The organism is Rothia sp. HMSC071C12, assembly GCF_001813895.1.
Classification (GTDB): domain Bacteria; phylum Actinomycetota; class Actinomycetes; order Actinomycetales; family Micrococcaceae; genus Rothia; species Rothia mucilaginosa.
In genome coordinates this window covers 1-15,645 of the sequence record NZ_KV814374.1, presented here as the reverse complement: position 1 = coordinate 15,645, position 15,645 = coordinate 1, and the positions used below count along the sequence as shown (strand labels likewise).

Here is a 15,645-nt window from a genome sequence, read left to right as displayed (position 1 = left end):
GAAACCCACACCCACCCGCACAACACCGACCAAATTCGCACAGGGAACGAGGTGGCACCCTCCGCTGCGAAGCGCACCCTGGGCAAGAACCGCTTCCGCTTCCTCTACCGCGAACGCCGCGGCAGCGTGAACTGGCTGGCGTTGGGCTTCAGCGCCCCGTGGCTGGTGTTCCTGCTCATGCCGCTGGACAGCTTCCTCACCGCCCCGGAACTGGCGTCGGTGCGTTGGACCGGCGTGGCGCTGATTGTGCTGTTCGCGGTGGTGAACTGCTCGGCGTACGCGGTGCCGTGGCTGGTGCCGGTCGCCTCCACGGTGCGTCGAAGCGTCATCTGGACGGCACTGATGATTCTGCCGTTGGTAGGTATGGCGGTGTTGACCCCGAGTGACATACACGTAATTCTGCTGGGCTTCGGCATGTACTTTGTGGCGTTCTGGATTTTTGGCACGATTGCCCCGTACCGTCTGCGACTGACCGTCGCGGCGTCGATGGGCGCAATCTGCTGGTTGACATTCGTTACTGTGAGCGGTTTCGATTTCTCCTCTCACGGAGGCATTGCTCTCTTTATCGGCGCGCCGCTGCTGGGTCTTCTGGGCTTCTCCTACCTGATTGAGCTGGGCGAACGCGCGGACGTGGCGCGTGCCTCCCTGGCGCTCTCCGAGGAACGTGAAGAGATCGCCCGCGACGTGCACGACGTGCTCGGCCACTCCCTGACCGTCATCACCCTCAAAGCGGAGCTGGCGCAGCGCCTGCTGGAGATTGACCCCGCCCGCGCCGGCGCCGAGATGGAGGCAATCGCGCAGCTGTCCCGCGCATCCCTGGCGGAGGTTCGCTCAACCGTGACGCGCCTGCGCGTGCCCGACTTCTCGGGCGAGATTGAGGGGGCGGGACGTGCCCTGCAGACCGCCGGCATTCGCGCCGAACTGCCGGATGCTCAGAGTGCGCTCGCGGTGGCTGGTGTGAACGCGAAGCTGTTCTCTTGGGTTCTGCGTGAGGCGGTCACGAATATGGTGCGCCATTCGGGTGCGAACGCGGCGCGGGTGCGTCTGAGCGCAACCGGTCTGGACATCCTCGATAACGGTGTGGGTGTGGGCGATGCCCGCGGTAACGGCCTGACGGGTATGGCTCAGCGTGTGGCGGCGTCCGGCGGTAGCGTGGTGATTGAGGCGGCGCCCGAGCAGTGGCTGGCGGAGAACCCTGGCGGTGGGGTGGGTACGCGCATCCGTGTGAGCATGGACGGTGACACCTCACTGCTGTAGGTAGATTCTGCAGATTGTGGAACTTGGCGTCGCGCCCTGGACGGGGGAGCTACCCGCCCCTGTATGGTGGTGGTAGACAACCTCACGCGGTTGTTCCGCCCGCCGTTATCACCCTGTCTTCAGCCCTGGGAGGCTCCCATGATTCGTGTTCTGCTCGCTGACGATCAGCAGCTCATCCGTGAGGCTCTTGCCGCTCTGCTGGGGCTGGAGGTTGACCTGCAGATTGTGGGTCAGGTCGGTAGTGGTGATGAGGTGCTGGGCGCTGTCGCCCTGTTGAAGCCGGACGTGGTGCTGTTGGATGTGCAGATGCCCGGTACTTTGCTGGCTGATGGTATTGAGGCGGCTGCGGCGCTGCGTGATGCAGGTGCGGTGAGTGAGTCGGGTGAGCCGGTGCGCACGCTGATTGTGACGACGTTTGGCCGCCCGGGCTATGTGCGCCGCGCCCTGGAGGCTGGTGCGAGTGGTTTCGTGGTGAAGGATACGGGTGCTCGCCAGTTGGCGGAGGCGATTCGTCGTGTGCATGCGGGGTTGCGTGTGGTGGATCCGTCATTGGCGGCGGATTCTTTGGTGACGGGTGCTTCTCCGTTGACGGAGCGTGAGGCGCAGGTGCTGCGTGAGGCGGCGTCGGGTGGTACGGCTCAGCAGATTGCGTCGGCGTTGTTTTTGTCGGCGGGTACGGTGCGTAATTATTTGTCGGCGGCGATGGCGAAGACGGGTGCGTCGACGCGTCAGGACGCGGTGCGTATCGCCACGGAGAACGGCTGGCTTTAGCCCCCTGCTCTCATCAACCCGGGCGGCTCCTGCCCGAACACGGTAGAATGGTAGTGTCTATGCCCGCAGGCGCCCCGCACCCGTTTCTTCCTGAGACCGACGGTGCCGCGCTTGGAAGCGGGCACCATTTTCGCCCTGTGCCCGCCCGCACCCGCCGCATCACGTACGCGGCGCGTCCTGAACGTACGGCGGCACATGATTCGAAGGAAAACTTGTGGCTCTAACTATCGGCATTGTTGGCCTGCCTAACGTGGGCAAGTCCACCCTGTTCAACGCTCTGACTGGCAACACCGTGCTGGCGGCTAACTACCCGTTCGCGACTATCGACCCGAACGTGGGCGTGGTGAACCTGCCGGATGCGCGTCTGAACCGTCTGGCTGAGATTTTTGGTTCGGAGCGTATTCTGCCTGCGACTGTTTCGTTCGTTGATATTGCGGGTATTGTGAAGGGCGCTTCTGAGGGTGAGGGTCTGGGTAACAAGTTCCTCGCGAACATTCGTGAGGCGCACGCTATCGCCCAGGTGGTGCGTGCGTTTGATGACCCGGACGTCATCCACGTGGACGGCAAGGTCGACCCCGCCTCCGATATGGAGACCATTAACACTGAGCTGATTCTGGCTGACCTGCAGACTTTGGAGAACGCTATTCCGCGTCTGGAGAAGGCTGTGAAGATTAAGAAGGGTGACGCCGCTCAGCTGGAGACTTATAAGGCTGCGCAGAAGATCCTGGAGGATGGTGACACCATCATTTCTCGTGCGAAGGACGCGAAGCTGGAGCTGGCTCATTTGAAGGAGCTGAACCTGCTGACTGCTAAGCCGTTCATTTACGTGTTCAACGCGGATGAGGGCATTCTGGCGTCTGAGGAGAAGCAGCAGGAGCTGCGTGACATGGTGGCGCCGGCTGAGGCTGTGTTCTTGGATGCGAAGCTGGAGGCTGATCTGGTGGAGCTGTCTGAGGAGGAGGCTCGCGAGATGCTGGAGATGAACGGTCAGGATGAGTCCGGCTTGGACCAGCTGGCTCGTGTGGGCTTCTCGACCCTGGGTTTGCAGACTTACCTGACTGCTGGCCCGAAGGAGGCTCGCGCCTGGACTATTTATAAGGGTGATACTGCGCCGCAGGCTGCTGGCGTGATTCACTCTGATTTTGAGCGCGGCTTCATTAAGGCTGAGGTGGTGTCTTTCAAGGACCTGGACGAGGCTGGCTCCATGGCGGAGGCGAAGGCTCGCGGTAAGGTCCGTATGGAGGGCAAGGACTACATCATGCAGGACGGCGACGTGGTGGAGTTCCGCTTCAACGTCTAGGAGGAAGAAGTGAACGAAGAGAGCACGGGCGCTAGGGCGAGTACGAACTTGGAGTAGGGGGGTACCTTGAAGAATCATGCTTCACATGGTCCTGAGTGCGATCAGAGGCTTCTTGCGCAAGTTCGGGAGTCGTTCGGTCGGGTGGTCTATAGCCATAAGATCCATGAGAAGCAAGCAGACATCAGCTTCTCGAGGTATCAGTGGCAGCAGGGAATTTTGATTGCTCTGTCTGCAGTTAGCTCAGGAACATTTCTGACTCTCGTCTTTGGTCTGTTCGGCAACTCAACTTTGACCAGCATCGTCACTTCCTTCTGTGCGCTTCTGGTCAGCTGGATGAGCCTTGGTGCGAAGACTTTCAAGTTCGATGAAACCTCGGCAGCCCATCGTGACGTAGCTTCGAATCTCTGGGATGTCCGGGAGTCATACATCTCTCTGATTGCCGACATGATGTCGGGCCAGATAGCAGACATAGACGCGCGGAAGCGCCGCGACGAACTGCAGAGCCTCGCGCGAGATGTATACTCCGCAGCCCCGCGCACCTCAGGCAAAGCCTTCGTACGCGCGCAGGACGGACTGAAGAACAATGAGGAAATGACGTTTACGACTCGTGAAATCGACCTGTTCCTCCCCGAAGCGCTCCGTCTCGGTGGGGAGGAAGGGCAACTATGAAAACGGCAGAGATGTTCGATGGGTTGCTGAGCGCTCTTAAGGTGGGCGACACAGCCTCTGTGATCGCCAGCCGACGTGATGAGATCGCCAAGGCACTCAACAAAGATTTCCGCAAGAAGGATGGCTGTAGCGACTACAATCTCATGGTTGGATCCTTTGGTCGGCACACGGCGATCAAGGGTGTCTCTGACCTCGACATGATTTATATTCTGCCGACAGGTATTCGTGAGGACTACACAGGAGATAGTGGGCCTCGTCGCATGCTTGAACGAGTCCGCGACGATCTGAAGGCTCGGTACCCGAAAACAGATATCCGGGTCGATCAGTGCGTAGTTCGCGTGCAGTTTGCGGCCAATGCCTTCAAATTCGATGTCCAACCAGCGTTCGAGAATACAGACGGCAGCTTCTCCTACCCTGATACAAAGTCCAAGAGCTGGAAGACCACTAAGCCCCGCGACGAGATTCAAGCTATCCGTGAGAGCGTCGACCGCACCTCCGCCAACATGCGTCACCTCGCGCGTATGGCCCGCGCATGGAAGAACGCCAACGGGGTGGTCATGGGGGGCCTCCTCATCGACACGCTGGTCTACCACTTCTTCGAGCAAACGCACGAGTTCGACGCAGCGGGTAGCGGCTCATTTGATCGGATGGCTCGCGACTTCTTCGAGTTCCTCAAGAACGAGCCGGAAAAGGACTACTACTTGGCCCTTGGCAGCCATCAGCGCGTCTACGTGAAGGCCAAGTTCCAACCCAAGGCGAAGAAGGCCTACAACCGCTGTGTTGGGGCTATAGAAGCCGAGGGCAAGTCTATGGCAAATTCCATCTGGCGCGAAGTATTCGGTACATTCGTCCCGCGAGCGAAGAGCCCGAACGATGTGCGGTTGTTCAAGAACACTGAGGAGTTCGTCGAGGACCGCTACCCGGTTGACATCTCGGAAACTGTCTCGATCGATTGCAGAGTGACTCAGGACGGTTGGCGACCGATGAAACTGCGAGAGATGTTGCGCACTGGGACGTGGCTGAAGGTCGATAAGAAGTTGCGCTTCATGGTGGTCGAGTGCTCTGTTCCACAGCCATACAAAGTGAAGTGGAAGGTCCTTAACCGTGGTCCGGAGGCGGAGCGACGCAACAGCATCCGCGGTCAGATCGTCGACTCCACAGTATCCGGTGTGCGGGACGAGCGGTCGGACTTCCCAGGGGAGCACCTTGTGGAGTGCTACATCGTCAAAGATGGCATCGTCGTGGCACGGGATCGCATCGACGTTCCCATCAGCAGTACGAGTACCCGTTCTTCCTCCTCGTAAGCCGTCTGTTAAGCCCTCTGAATGGTGTAGTCTGTGAGTAGTCTCATTTGACGTGAGAACTAGGTGGAGTTCCGCTTCAACGTCTAAGCGATACAAACATAAAAGCGGAGCCCCGCACTGTGAATGTACAGTGCGGGGCTCCGCCCTATTAACCCTCGCGCGCCACAAAAGGCAGCCGCCCGGGTATAAGCCTTATCGACCGGGATTAGTGGTCAGCACCAACCATAACGTTGGAAGCCTTGATGACTGCGTAAGCGGTCTCGCCAACCTTCAGGCCCAGTTCCTTAATGGACTCGTTGGTGATGGACGCGGAGATAATAACCTCGGGAGCGATCTCAATCTTAACGATGCCGTTGGTTGCACCCTCGGTGATCTCAACAACCTTGCCAGCGAACTGGTTACGTGCAGAAAGCTTCATGAAGCCGTGCCTTTCACTCAATAAACGTACAAATGCTCTAGATACTTTACACGCCTTATCTTCTGCATAATGAGCAAAAACCCGAATTTTCGTAAATATTACGCACAAACCAGGCAAATTTTATTTTCGGTTTCACCCACGCCCCGCACCCACCCCAAAAGACCGGCAAAAACCAGCCCCGCACATGCGGTTCACACCCGCCAAATGGTATAGTCAGCACGAACGCGAGAACCCTCGCACCCCACCACCGTCGCACCCCTTGCCTGGCTGACGCGCGCCCACACGCCGCAGCCACACACCGTAGGGGAGCGGCCCATCCGCACAGATCGAAGAAGGAACCATGAGCGAAAATCTCAACGAAATCGAAGCACCCGCCTGCCCCGAATGTAGCGAAAACTACACCTACGAAATGGGCGAGCTCTGGGCATGCCCCATGTGCGGCCACGAATGGGAACGCACCGCAGCAGATGAAACCGAAGAAGAAGCAGGCGCCAAGGTTCTCGACTCCGTCGGTAACGAGCTCGTCGACGGCGACTCCGTCACCATCGTCAAGGGCCTGAAGGTCAAGGGCGGCGCAGACATCAAGGCAGGCACCAAGGTGCGCGGCATCCGCCTGCTCGAATCCCCCGTCAACGGCCACGACATTGAGGCGAAGGTCCCCGGCGCAGGCCAGATGTACCTGAAGTCCTCCGTCGTCAAGAAGGCATAAGCGAAGAAGGCATAAGCCAAGGCGATATAAGCCAAGGCGATATAAGCCAAGAAGACGTAATGCCTCCTGCGAGGCGCAGAAAAGGCGGCACCTCCCGCACTAGCTCACGCTAGGGGAGGTGCCGCCTTATGCTTTATAAAAATTGCTTAGGTTTTAAAAGAAAATTGACGAATATTTCTTTACTTTTTACCGGTCAATCCCATGTACAGGGAAATGGTCAGCATTGCAGCAATAATTGAGATAATCCAGCGAATCCAGTCAATGCCGCTAGTGTCTGCAACACCCAGCTGGGTCGCTGCCCAGGTACCGATTGCTGCGCCGACAGCACCGCAGATAATGGTCCAAAGAATCGAAATGTTCTGGCGGCCTCGCATAAAGAAGCGTGCAAGTGCACCAATAATTGCGCCGGTAATAATGGTGCCAATAAAAGTACCCATTGTAATCTCCTTGGGTTTATATATCTGCCACTGTGGCAGATAGTATGTTGTTTTCAATTATACGTAAATATGATATAAGAAGAGCTTATATGAGCTTTTATTAAGCTAAAAGCACCTTAGTGTTTTATCTCTAAAACGCTAAGGTGCTTTTCTCGTCAATGAGATGAGTGTCGAATGTATCGAATGGTGAATGTATTGACTACTTCGACTTACGCCAAATCTTCAGAGCGCTACAAATCATCGGCAACTGCAGGGGCAGACGACCGTACGCAATAGCCTTACGCTGAGTGGACTGGTTACGTGCATCCAGAGCCATCTGAATGTTCGCGGGGAACACCGCAACAAACAGCAGAGCCGCAAGCAGGCCACCGGCACGGCGGGTCTTGTCATTAGCCAGCAGGGCAGCGGTGCCCAGCTCAGCTACACCCGAAGCGTGAGTGTACGCGTGGGGAGGGCCCGGCAGGTACTTCGGCACAATCGAGTCAAAGGGATCCGGGATGATGAAGTGCAACGCACCCATCACAGCGAGGGCGCGAGCCATGCGAGTAGCCGAGCGCTCAGCGCTGTACTCTTTCTTCTTAAAAATACTCATGCTCCCATTATGCGCCCGTCAGAGGCATATTCCCCGCCTCAACGATGCGCTGAACCGCTGAGTGTTTGACTGTCTAAAATGCGGACTTGGCACGTCAAACAGAAAACGTTGTTCAAAAGCAGGTAAGATAGGGAGCAACGGCACCACGTGCGGATGACACCCCGCCTGCCCTCACCTTCAGGTGAGTCGCCAGACGGAGTAAAACACCGGGTGCCCTTCAGAACAATCAAAGGAGTACATCATGAAGAAGATTCTGTTCATCGCTATCCTGGCAGGCGCCGCATACTTCGGTTACAAGAAGTTCGTTGCCTAAATAGCTAGCCCTCGGGCACTCTACATATCCTTAAGCAACGGAAAACCCGCCGTCTCACATATGCACCATATGCGAGACGGCGGGTTTCTCGTATGCCCAACTTCTTGGGCATCAAACACGTAGCCTATAAGGTGAACCGGCTATTCGCTCGGCGGAACCTCACCGGTCATCACAACCTTATTCTGCGAAGAGCTCCAGCTGAACTCAGCGGTCGTGCGACCGCTCGCGTTGTGTACCTTCTCGTCTTCCTTCATATAACGGTAGGTCACGCTAATCGAGCTGTCCGAGGTACGGGTAATCACCGGAGAGAACGAGTACGGCTCATAGGTTGCGGTACCAATGAACTTGCCGCGGTGGAACAGCAGAATGTGGTGCGCCATCGAGGAGATGCAGCAATCAGACGGGGAAGAACCCGGAATCGCGTCAATCCACGACAGCTCAGCACAGGGGTCGTAACCCTCGTACGTGCGCGAAACGTTCGTCCACTGATCCCACTTGCTCTTATTCTTCAGCTCGCGCAGAGCCTTAGACACCACGGTCGATGCAGAATCAGACGCGCAGGTGGAATCCTTCTTAGACTCAGACTTAGCCTCAGACTTGGAATCCGACTTCGACTCGGATGCGGTCGGCTCAGCATGAACCGTAATCGTCACCACCGACGGCATCGGAGCAGGCGACGAAGCACTCGGGGTAGCGCTCGGGCTCGCCGACGGGGTCGGGAACAGTGCCTGAGTGGAGGTCGCGCTCGCGGAGGCAGAAGCGCTACCAGAAGAAGACACCACGGTACCCGAAACAGCAGAATCAGTGCTTGCCGAGCAGGAAGTGACAACAAGAGCTAGAGCGGCGCCCAACGCAGGTAGAGCCAAAGCGGTACGGCCGGTGAAACGGCGGCGATTAGAAGACATGAATACTCCTGAAGATGCGCGGCAACGCGCATCGGTGCTGGTCAAGAAGTGAATAGTGTGAACTCGTCCAGTATAGGGAAAAAGAGGCGAGCACGCGGTGCGTGCAGTCAGTGCCGTTCGTTACCGTAGAGTCACAGACCAGGATTACCGCTAGACAGCCGCTACAGCAGGGCCAGAAGAAGTGAAGCAACGTAGCAGAAAATCAGCTATGCGGAAACTCTGCCCGCTAGTGCCTGTGTCCCCTTGCACACCCGCCCTATCCGGGGGACAATGAAGGCATGGCTGAAGTAACTCTACAGAACGAACTCGTAATCCACACCAACGGCGACCTGCCCGCAGTCGGCGCAAAGCTGCCCGAATTCTCGGTTCTCGCGGCTGATCTCTCCGAGATTTCCTCCGCAGACTTCGCAGGTAAGAACCTGGTGCTGAACATCTTCCCCTCCGTCGACACCAGTGTTTGCGCAACCAGCGTCCGCACTTTCAACAAGCAGGCTGCAGGCCTGGAGAACACCGTCGTGCTGTGCGTCTCCAACGACCTGCCCTTCGCAATCGGCCGCTTCTGCGCAGCCGAGGGCATTGAGAACGTCGTGACCTCCTCCGCTTTCCGCTCCTCCTTCGGTGAGGACTTCGGCGTGAAGCTCGTGGACGGCCCCCTGGCTGGTCTGCTGGCACGCTCCGTGGTCGTCGTGAACCCCGACGGTGAGGTTGTCTACACCGAGCTGGTTCCCGAAACCACCAACGAGCCCAACTACGAAGCAGCCCTGGCAGCTATCAAGTAAGCCCTGATAGCTATCAACTAGTAGCTATCAAGTAAGCTTAGTACGGGAGCCGGACGTAACGCCGGCACCCGCATAGTACTTCCGTCAGGGACACTTGGCGGTACACAGCACAGCAGATACTGAACGTCTACAGCGCATGGGTTCAACCACACATGCGGCTGGCGACAGCATAACGCCCCGCCCACCCGGTATTTCGGGTGGGCGGGGCGCTTTACTATATCCAGACTTAGTGCGCGATTTAGACTTAGTGCGTGGAGGCGCCGGGCTTGCCGGAAGTGTCGGAGGTTTCGGCGGGCTCCTCGTCCGCGACCAGCATATGCTCCGGCAGGGTGCCGCGGCGCTTAGCCACCACAAAACGCGACACCAGCAGCAGAATGTACACCACCATCGAAATCAGCAGCATCGACTGCGGCGCCACCAACAAACCAACCGCCGCAGACACACCTGCAATAGCGGCAGTCGTGCGGTCCTTAGAACTGCGATACGCATCGATAGCGAGCACCGCAAAGAGCGCAGTCATCACAAAATCCACGCCCTTGAGGTCACTCAAGAAACTTGCACCCAGCACGTAGCCGAGCGTAGCGCTCGCTAAGACGCTCAGGTGCAGGCCCGCATGAATCCACAGGATGCGGGAACCACGCAGCTTATGGCGGTCCGGTCCGGTGTTCAGCGCGTACGCCTCATCAATGAGGGTGTACACGGTGTAGAACTTCGCCAAACCACCACGCACCCGCTCAATCGGGTAGGACAGGCCGTACATGAGGTGGCGGGAATTAATGAGCAGAGTCATCACCGCAATAGAGAACAGCGACGCATGACTCGACATCATATCGATCAGCACGAATTCCACCGAACCGGCAAAAACCAGAACCGGCAGCAGGGGAGCCACCCAGAACGGCAGGCCGTAACTGTGCACCAGCACGCCCAGACCAATACCGACAAAGAACAGACCCAGCATGATGACACCGGCAACGCGCATCGCCTCGGCGAAGCCGCTCTCGCGCGGCTGCTGAGGCTCCTGTGCATCGGGGGAGGCGGGAGCCTCCACCACGGGAATCATTCCGGTTAGCGGAAGCGCAGAAGCAATGACCTGCTCCACCTGCTCGGGAGAAGCCTGATGGGGCGCGGGTTGGCTCGCCTGCTGAGGTGCGGGCTGAGAAGAAGCAGCAGGGGAAGTAGTAGCGGAAGAAACAGAGTTCTTAGAGATGTTCATCGTGCCCCCCCCTAGAAAACCCAGTTAGCCAGCACAACACAGGTGACGGTACCCGCCACCATGCTCAGCACCATATTCTTACGCCACAGGTGCGCACCCACGGTCACCACCAGGCCCGCAAGGTACGGTGCCGCCGTTTCAACGGAAGAATAATTAATCTTCGCCACCGCATAGATGGCAAGCAGCGCAACCGCGCCGAGCGGAATCCAGTGGCTGAGCGCATCCAAAAGTTCTGAGCCAGCCAGAGCCTTCTTCAGACCGAAGGGAAGCAAACGAAGCAGGAACGTAATACCTGCAGCCACAAGAATCGCGGCAAGAATATAGCCGGTGGTCACTTCACTGTTCATGAAGATTTTCTCTTTCTGCACATACTCAGCGAAAGACCCCGAAAAAGTGCCCCGAAAAGAGCGGAAGGGCCCCGAAAGAGGCGCGCGGGTGAAGCCGTGAAAGCATCCGCGAAAAAGGGTAGGGAGAGCCCAACCGAAGAAGAGGCTGGGGGCTAAGTAGTGCGGTAGGTACGTGAGTTGATGAAAGCCGCGAAACATGGAGGCGGAGGGTCGTTCCTCCTACACGAGTTTTCTGCGTGGATAGTTCTGTGCAGATAGTTCTGCGCGGGTAGTTGCGCGCGTCAGTAGTTCTCGTGCGTGACCTCGGGTGATGCCGCTCCCGGTGCGGTGTTACTCCGGGGCGGCACAGCGTTCTGCGTCGCTAGTTTCCTTAGCGGTGTCTTTCATCTGAGTCATGGGGTACCTTCACCTCTGGGAGCCTCCGTGCAGGTTCGCGCGGGAGGCATTTTAGTAATCCTAGAAATAGAAAGAGGGGAGAGCGAAGCTCCACTCATCTATCCTAACCGGTTTCGAACACGTATGTAACGTTCTTATCGCTGTGTGGAAGCGGGCGCATCAGCGGTAGCGGCGCTTTCAGCCTCAGCCGCTACCTCATGCACAGCACGATGCGGCAGAGTACCGCGGCGCTTCGCCACCGGGAAACGCGCCAGCAGCAGCACCACATACGAACCCAGAGTCACCACCAGGAACGAGGACGGTACAAAAATCAGCGCAACCGCCGCCGAAACCGCCACAAAGAGCGCCGTCACACGATCCGGGTTGGCGCGGTAGCCGTCCATCGCAAGAACCGTGAAGATGGCCACCATGACGAAATCCATGCCCTTCAGACTGCTGAGGAAACTCGCGCCCAGCACATACCCGAGGATTACGCTCAGAACCCACGACACGTAAATCAGCACGTTCACCCACAGAATGCGCGCCCCCGAACGCTCATGACGGTCGGGACCGGAGTTAACCGCGAACGCCTCATCGCAAAGAGTGTGAATCGCCAGAGCCTTAGCCCAGAAACCCTTCACATTGTGCAACGGGTAGGAAAGACCGTACACCAGGTGGCGCGCATTCACCAGGAACACCGTCAACGCAATCGACGCTAGGGGCGCGCCACCACTGACCATACCCACCATCAAAAACTCCACCGAACCGGCAAAAACTAGGGCAGATAGCAGCGGCGCAGTCCAGATCGGCAGACCGTGCGCATTGAGGATAATACCCAAACCCAAACCCAGCACAGCGATACCGAGCATCACCACGGAAGAATCCGCAACAGCCAAGCGGAAATCATTCTGCGTGCTCGTACGCTCAGTGCCGGGACGCCTCGTACGTTCAGTGCCGGGACGCTCAGCGCCGGGGGTCTGTGCCATAAAAGAGTTCCTTGTGCCTGTTGTGCTCTTCAAAAAATCTACTGTGTGCGTGAGGGACTTCGAAGCTCCGCCGCGGTTTTCCAGTGTATAGGAGCAAGCGGTTGACCGACGAGAAAAAGAGTCCGGGAATAAAATAATGAGAAACACGCTTATAGTGAATGACGCTAAACAACGCGGCGCTGAATAACCTAGCGACCGTGCAGACAACCCGAAAGGAACCTCAATGGCTGAACAGAACAACGCTGAGCAGAACAACAGTGTGCAGACTGCTGAAGAGCAGAAGAAGGTGTACTCGCGCCAGCAGGAACGCCGCGAACTCGACAACTACCGCCAGACCAAGATTGAGCGCATCGACCGACTGCGCTACCGTGCCTACGGTGCCAACGGCGCAACCCTCGACTTCGGTGTGGGCGAGGGCCTGCTGACCCCCGTCGAGCTGCTACTCGCCGCGATTGCCGGCTGCTCCTCCGTGGACGTGGACGCGGGCACCTCCCGCCGCTCCACCCCCGAGGTGTTCGAGGTGCTCGCCTCGGCGCTGAAGCAGACCGAAGACGGCGCGGTGCGCCTCGACGACGTTGAGGTGGACTTTGATGTGCGATTCCCCGCCGATGAGCAGGGTGCCAAGGCGCAGAAGATGGTGGACCGTCTGATTCAGCTCAGCGAGCAGAAGGACTGCACCGTTTCTCGTACCGTGGAGCACCCCACGAACGTTTCGTTCCACAACCTGGCTGACTAAAGCCGGGTGAGCTAAAGCCTGGCGAAGTAGATAAGCTAGAGGCACCCCGTAAACAGGATTTGAACCCTCCCGTACCGCTTATGCATGAGCGGTGCGGGAGGGTTTTTCTGTGTTTTTGTGGTTTTGGGTGGAAAAGAGCCTCAAAAGCGAGTAGGATTGACCCTCAGATTAGGAAAACTTACGGTACGTAAGAAATCCTTATGATTGAAGAATTTCTTGACCCAGGCACAAACCTTCGGCGGCACCACCCGCAGCAAGACTAGACTGGACACCAGACTAGACCGCTAGCAAACGCACGAAGCAATAGCCTCAGAAAGAAGACCTGACATGGCACAGCCTACAGAGACTTCCGGCGCTGCATCGGAAGCCACCCCCGCAGAGGGTGAGCTGAAGCGAGGCCTCTCCGCCCGCCACATGCAGATGATCGCAATTGGCGGCGCAATCGGCACCGGCCTCTTCGTCGCCTCCGGTAAGACCATCTCCACCGCAGGCCCCGGCGGCGCAATCCTTGCCTACGCCCTCATCGGCATCATGGTGCTCTTCCTCATGCAGTCCCTCGGCGAGATGGCTGCGCACCTGCCCGTCCCCGGTGCATTCCAGACCTACGCGGCACGCTACGTGTCCCCGTCCTTCGGCTTCGCCATGGGCTGGAACTACTGGTTCAACTGGGCGATTACCGTCGCCGCTGAACTCGTCGCCGTCGGCGAGGTGATGAGGTACTGGTTCCCGGACATCCCATCCTGGGTGTGGGCGGCAGGATTCCTCGTGCTGCTGACCGGAATCAACGCCCTCTCGGCACGCTCCTACGGTGAAAGCGAATTCTGGCTCGCCACCATCAAGGTCGTCACCGTGGTCGTCTTCCTCATCGCCGGTATCGCCATGATTTTCGGCATCCTGGGTGGTAGCTCCCCGGGCGTCTCCAACTGGACCGTCGGTGAGGCACCTTTCGTCGGCGGCGCACCCGCCGTACTCGCCATCTTCATGGTGGCAGGCTTCTCCTTCCAGGGCACCGAAATGATCGGTGTGGCTGCCGGTGAATCTGAGAACCCCCGCCGCGATGTGCCCCGCGCGCTGACCAGCGTGTTCTGGCGCATCATGCTCTTCTACATCGGTGCGATGGTCGTCATCGGCTTCCTGATTCCTTACTCCGACCCGAACCTACTCACCGCAGCGGACGGTAACATCAACATCTCCCCGTTCACCCTCATCTTCGAGCGTGCGGGCATCGCCTTCGCGGCCGCCATCATGAACGCCGTGATCCTCTCCGCAGTGCTCTCTGCAGGTAACTCGGGCCTGTACGTTTCGGCTCGTATGCTCTTCGCGCTCGCCCAGGAGGGTAAGGCACCGAAGATGTTCACCCACATCAACTCCGGCGGCGTGCCCATGAACGCGCTGCTGGCAACCGCAGCTATCGGCGCGGTCGGCTTCATCGCCGCACTGCTCTCGCCGGACGGCGCGTACCTGTGGCTGGTGAACGTGTCCGGTCTGGCTGGCTTCATCACCTGGGTGGGTATCGCCGTGGCTCACTACCGTTTCCGCCGCGCATACCTGAAGCAGGGCAACAGCCTGAAGGACCTGCCCTACGTGGCGCCGTTCTTCCCCGCGGGCCCGATTATCGCCTTCCTCATGTGCCTGGTCGTAATTGGTGGCCAGAACTACGAGGCGTTCCTGAGCGGTGACTGGGCTGGCGTGCTCAGCTCCTACATTGGTCTGCCCGTGATTATTGCGGTCTGGCTGGTGCACCGCGTGGTTACTCGTGACCGCATCATTCCGCTGGAGCAGATTGACGTGAGCGGCATCGAGGTTAAGGCTTCGAAGTAACGCGAACGCCAGCTGATAACGCCTGCGTCAGCTGATTGAATGAGCTGATACGTGAAGAGCCGCCGGTTCCCCATAACGGGGGAGCCGGCGGCTCTTTGCTATCCGCAGTTTATTCCGCACGGGAAAGCTAGGCTGTATGCCCAGCAGCTCTTAGGAGCGGCGGCGCGAGCGCAGAACACTCAAGCCAAGACCAGCACAGATTGCAGCAACACCAATGCCAACAATCACACCAACACTGGATGCACCGGTGTTCGCCAGGGTAGCCTTCTTGGGGCTGTCCTTTGCCGGGGTGTTCTTTGCCAGCGTGTCCTGAGCCGAGCGGGCGGCGGTCACCGAAGCCTCCTGAGCGGGCTTGCTCTGAGCGGGCTTGCTCTTGGGATGCGCCACGGTTGCGTCCTCCAGCTTGTCAGCGTTGGGGGTCTTATCGGCAACCGGTGCTTCCGGCAGTGCAGGAACCGTCGGTGCGTCGGTCGGGTTTACACCGATGGTTGCTTCCGGCAGTGCAGGAACGGTCGGTGCATCCGTCGGGTTTACTCCGATGGTTGCTTCCGGCAGGGGAGCCACGGTGGGTGCATCGGTGGGGTTCACGCCCACGGTTGCCTCGGGCAGGGGTGCCACGGTGGGAGCATCGGTCGGGTTTACACCCACGGTTGCCTCGGGCAGGGGTGCCACGGTCGGCGCGTCGGTCGGGTTTACACCGATGGTTGCTTCCG

Annotated in this window: 17 protein-coding genes; 9 read left to right on the top strand and 8 right to left on the bottom strand. The window is 58.5% G+C overall.

Annotated elements, in window-relative coordinates:
• Positions 1–51: 51 nt before the first annotated feature.
• The 5 genes from HMPREF2942_RS05020 (at position 52) to HMPREF2942_RS05000 (ending at position 5,301) form a co-directional block, all read left to right on the top strand.
• A complete protein-coding gene (locus HMPREF2942_RS05020) occupies positions 52–1,257 on the top strand; it encodes a sensor histidine kinase (protein WP_246824363.1) in 1,206 nt (401 codons plus the stop codon).
• A 138-nt stretch (positions 1,258–1,395) separates the two neighbouring features.
• Entirely contained in the window at positions 1,396–2,028 is a 633-nt protein-coding gene (locus HMPREF2942_RS05015) for a response regulator transcription factor (protein ID WP_005508461.1), read from the top strand.
• Positions 2,029–2,242: 214 nt separating this feature from the next.
• Positions 2,243–3,328 carry a redox-regulated ATPase YchF gene (gene ychF / locus HMPREF2942_RS05010; protein WP_005505132.1) on the top strand — a complete coding sequence of 362 codons (1,086 nt, stop codon included), beginning with the start codon at positions 2,243–2,245 and terminating at the stop codon, positions 3,326–3,328.
• Positions 3,329–3,394: 66 nt separating this feature from the next.
• On the top strand, positions 3,395–3,997 hold the full coding sequence (locus HMPREF2942_RS05005; protein WP_070688553.1) for an SLATT domain-containing protein: 603 nt from the start codon (positions 3,395–3,397) through the stop codon (positions 3,995–3,997).
• Positions 3,994–5,301 (top strand): nucleotide-binding domain-containing protein, encoded by a 1,308-nt coding sequence (locus HMPREF2942_RS05000; RefSeq protein ID WP_070688552.1) that lies wholly within the window; start codon positions 3,994–3,996, stop codon positions 5,299–5,301. The genes HMPREF2942_RS05005 and HMPREF2942_RS05000 overlap by 4 nt, the downstream gene beginning before the upstream one ends.
• Before the next feature lie 205 nt (positions 5,302–5,506).
• Here HMPREF2942_RS05000 and HMPREF2942_RS04995 read toward each other — a convergent pair whose 3' ends face one another.
• Positions 5,507–5,719, bottom strand: coding sequence for a TOBE domain-containing protein (locus tag HMPREF2942_RS04995; RefSeq protein ID WP_044150246.1), 213 nt, complete (start codon positions 5,717–5,719; stop codon positions 5,507–5,509).
• 340 nt (positions 5,720–6,059) lie between these two features.
• On the opposite strand from HMPREF2942_RS04995, the gene HMPREF2942_RS04990 reads away from it, so the two are divergent.
• Positions 6,060–6,428, top strand: a complete 369-nt coding sequence (locus tag HMPREF2942_RS04990; RefSeq protein WP_070688551.1) for a zinc ribbon domain-containing protein YjdM — start codon at positions 6,060–6,062, stop codon at positions 6,426–6,428.
• Between the two features lie 179 nt (positions 6,429–6,607).
• On the opposite strand, the gene HMPREF2942_RS04985 is transcribed toward HMPREF2942_RS04990, so the two are convergent.
• The 3 genes from HMPREF2942_RS04985 to HMPREF2942_RS04975 form a co-directional block, all read right to left on the bottom strand.
• Positions 6,608–6,865 (bottom strand): GlsB/YeaQ/YmgE family stress response membrane protein, encoded by a 258-nt coding sequence (locus HMPREF2942_RS04985; protein WP_044150247.1) that lies wholly within the window; start codon positions 6,863–6,865, stop codon positions 6,608–6,610.
• Positions 6,866–7,064: 199 nt separating this feature from the next.
• A complete protein-coding gene (locus tag HMPREF2942_RS04980) occupies positions 7,065–7,457 on the bottom strand; it encodes a DoxX family protein (RefSeq protein WP_049338133.1) in 393 nt (130 codons plus the stop codon).
• A 453-nt stretch (positions 7,458–7,910) separates the two neighbouring features.
• Positions 7,911–8,675, bottom strand: a complete 765-nt coding sequence (locus tag HMPREF2942_RS04975) for an LppP/LprE family lipoprotein (protein ID WP_070688550.1) — start codon at positions 8,673–8,675, stop codon at positions 7,911–7,913.
• Positions 8,676–8,953: 278 nt separating this feature from the next.
• Between HMPREF2942_RS04975 and tpx the strand changes: the two genes are divergently transcribed.
• On the top strand, positions 8,954–9,454 hold the full coding sequence (gene tpx, locus HMPREF2942_RS04970) for a thiol peroxidase (RefSeq protein WP_070688549.1): 501 nt from the start codon (positions 8,954–8,956) through the stop codon (positions 9,452–9,454).
• Positions 9,455–9,698: 244 nt separating this feature from the next.
• Here tpx and HMPREF2942_RS04965 read toward each other — a convergent pair whose 3' ends face one another.
• From HMPREF2942_RS04965 to HMPREF2942_RS04955, 3 genes are all read right to left on the bottom strand, one after another.
• Complete coding sequence (locus HMPREF2942_RS04965) at positions 9,699–10,667, bottom strand: AzlC family ABC transporter permease (RefSeq protein ID WP_070688548.1); 969 nt, start codon at positions 10,665–10,667, stop codon at positions 9,699–9,701.
• Between the two features lie 11 nt (positions 10,668–10,678).
• Positions 10,679–11,014 carry a branched-chain amino acid transporter permease gene (locus tag HMPREF2942_RS04960; protein WP_005505182.1) on the bottom strand — a complete coding sequence of 112 codons (336 nt, stop codon included), beginning with the start codon at positions 11,012–11,014 and terminating at the stop codon, positions 10,679–10,681.
• 530 nt (positions 11,015–11,544) lie between these two features.
• Positions 11,545–12,375 carry an AzlC family ABC transporter permease gene (locus HMPREF2942_RS04955; protein WP_070688547.1) on the bottom strand — a complete coding sequence of 277 codons (831 nt, stop codon included), beginning with the start codon at positions 12,373–12,375 and terminating at the stop codon, positions 11,545–11,547.
• A gap of 223 nt (positions 12,376–12,598) precedes the next feature.
• On the opposite strand from HMPREF2942_RS04955, the gene HMPREF2942_RS04950 reads away from it, so the two are divergent.
• Both HMPREF2942_RS04950 and HMPREF2942_RS04945 read left to right on the top strand, forming a co-directional pair.
• Positions 12,599–13,111: an OsmC family protein gene (locus tag HMPREF2942_RS04950; RefSeq protein WP_210399426.1), complete on the top strand. Its 513-nt coding sequence runs from the start codon at positions 12,599–12,601 to the stop codon at positions 13,109–13,111.
• 327 nt (positions 13,112–13,438) lie between these two features.
• Entirely contained in the window at positions 13,439–14,932 is a 1,494-nt protein-coding gene (locus tag HMPREF2942_RS04945; RefSeq protein ID WP_070688546.1) for an amino acid permease, read from the top strand.
• Positions 14,933–15,082: 150 nt separating this feature from the next.
• On the opposite strand, the gene HMPREF2942_RS04940 is transcribed toward HMPREF2942_RS04945, so the two are convergent.
• The coding region (locus HMPREF2942_RS04940; RefSeq protein ID WP_141755595.1) for an LPXTG cell wall anchor domain-containing protein at positions 15,083–15,645 on the bottom strand (563 nt) is incomplete at its 5' end.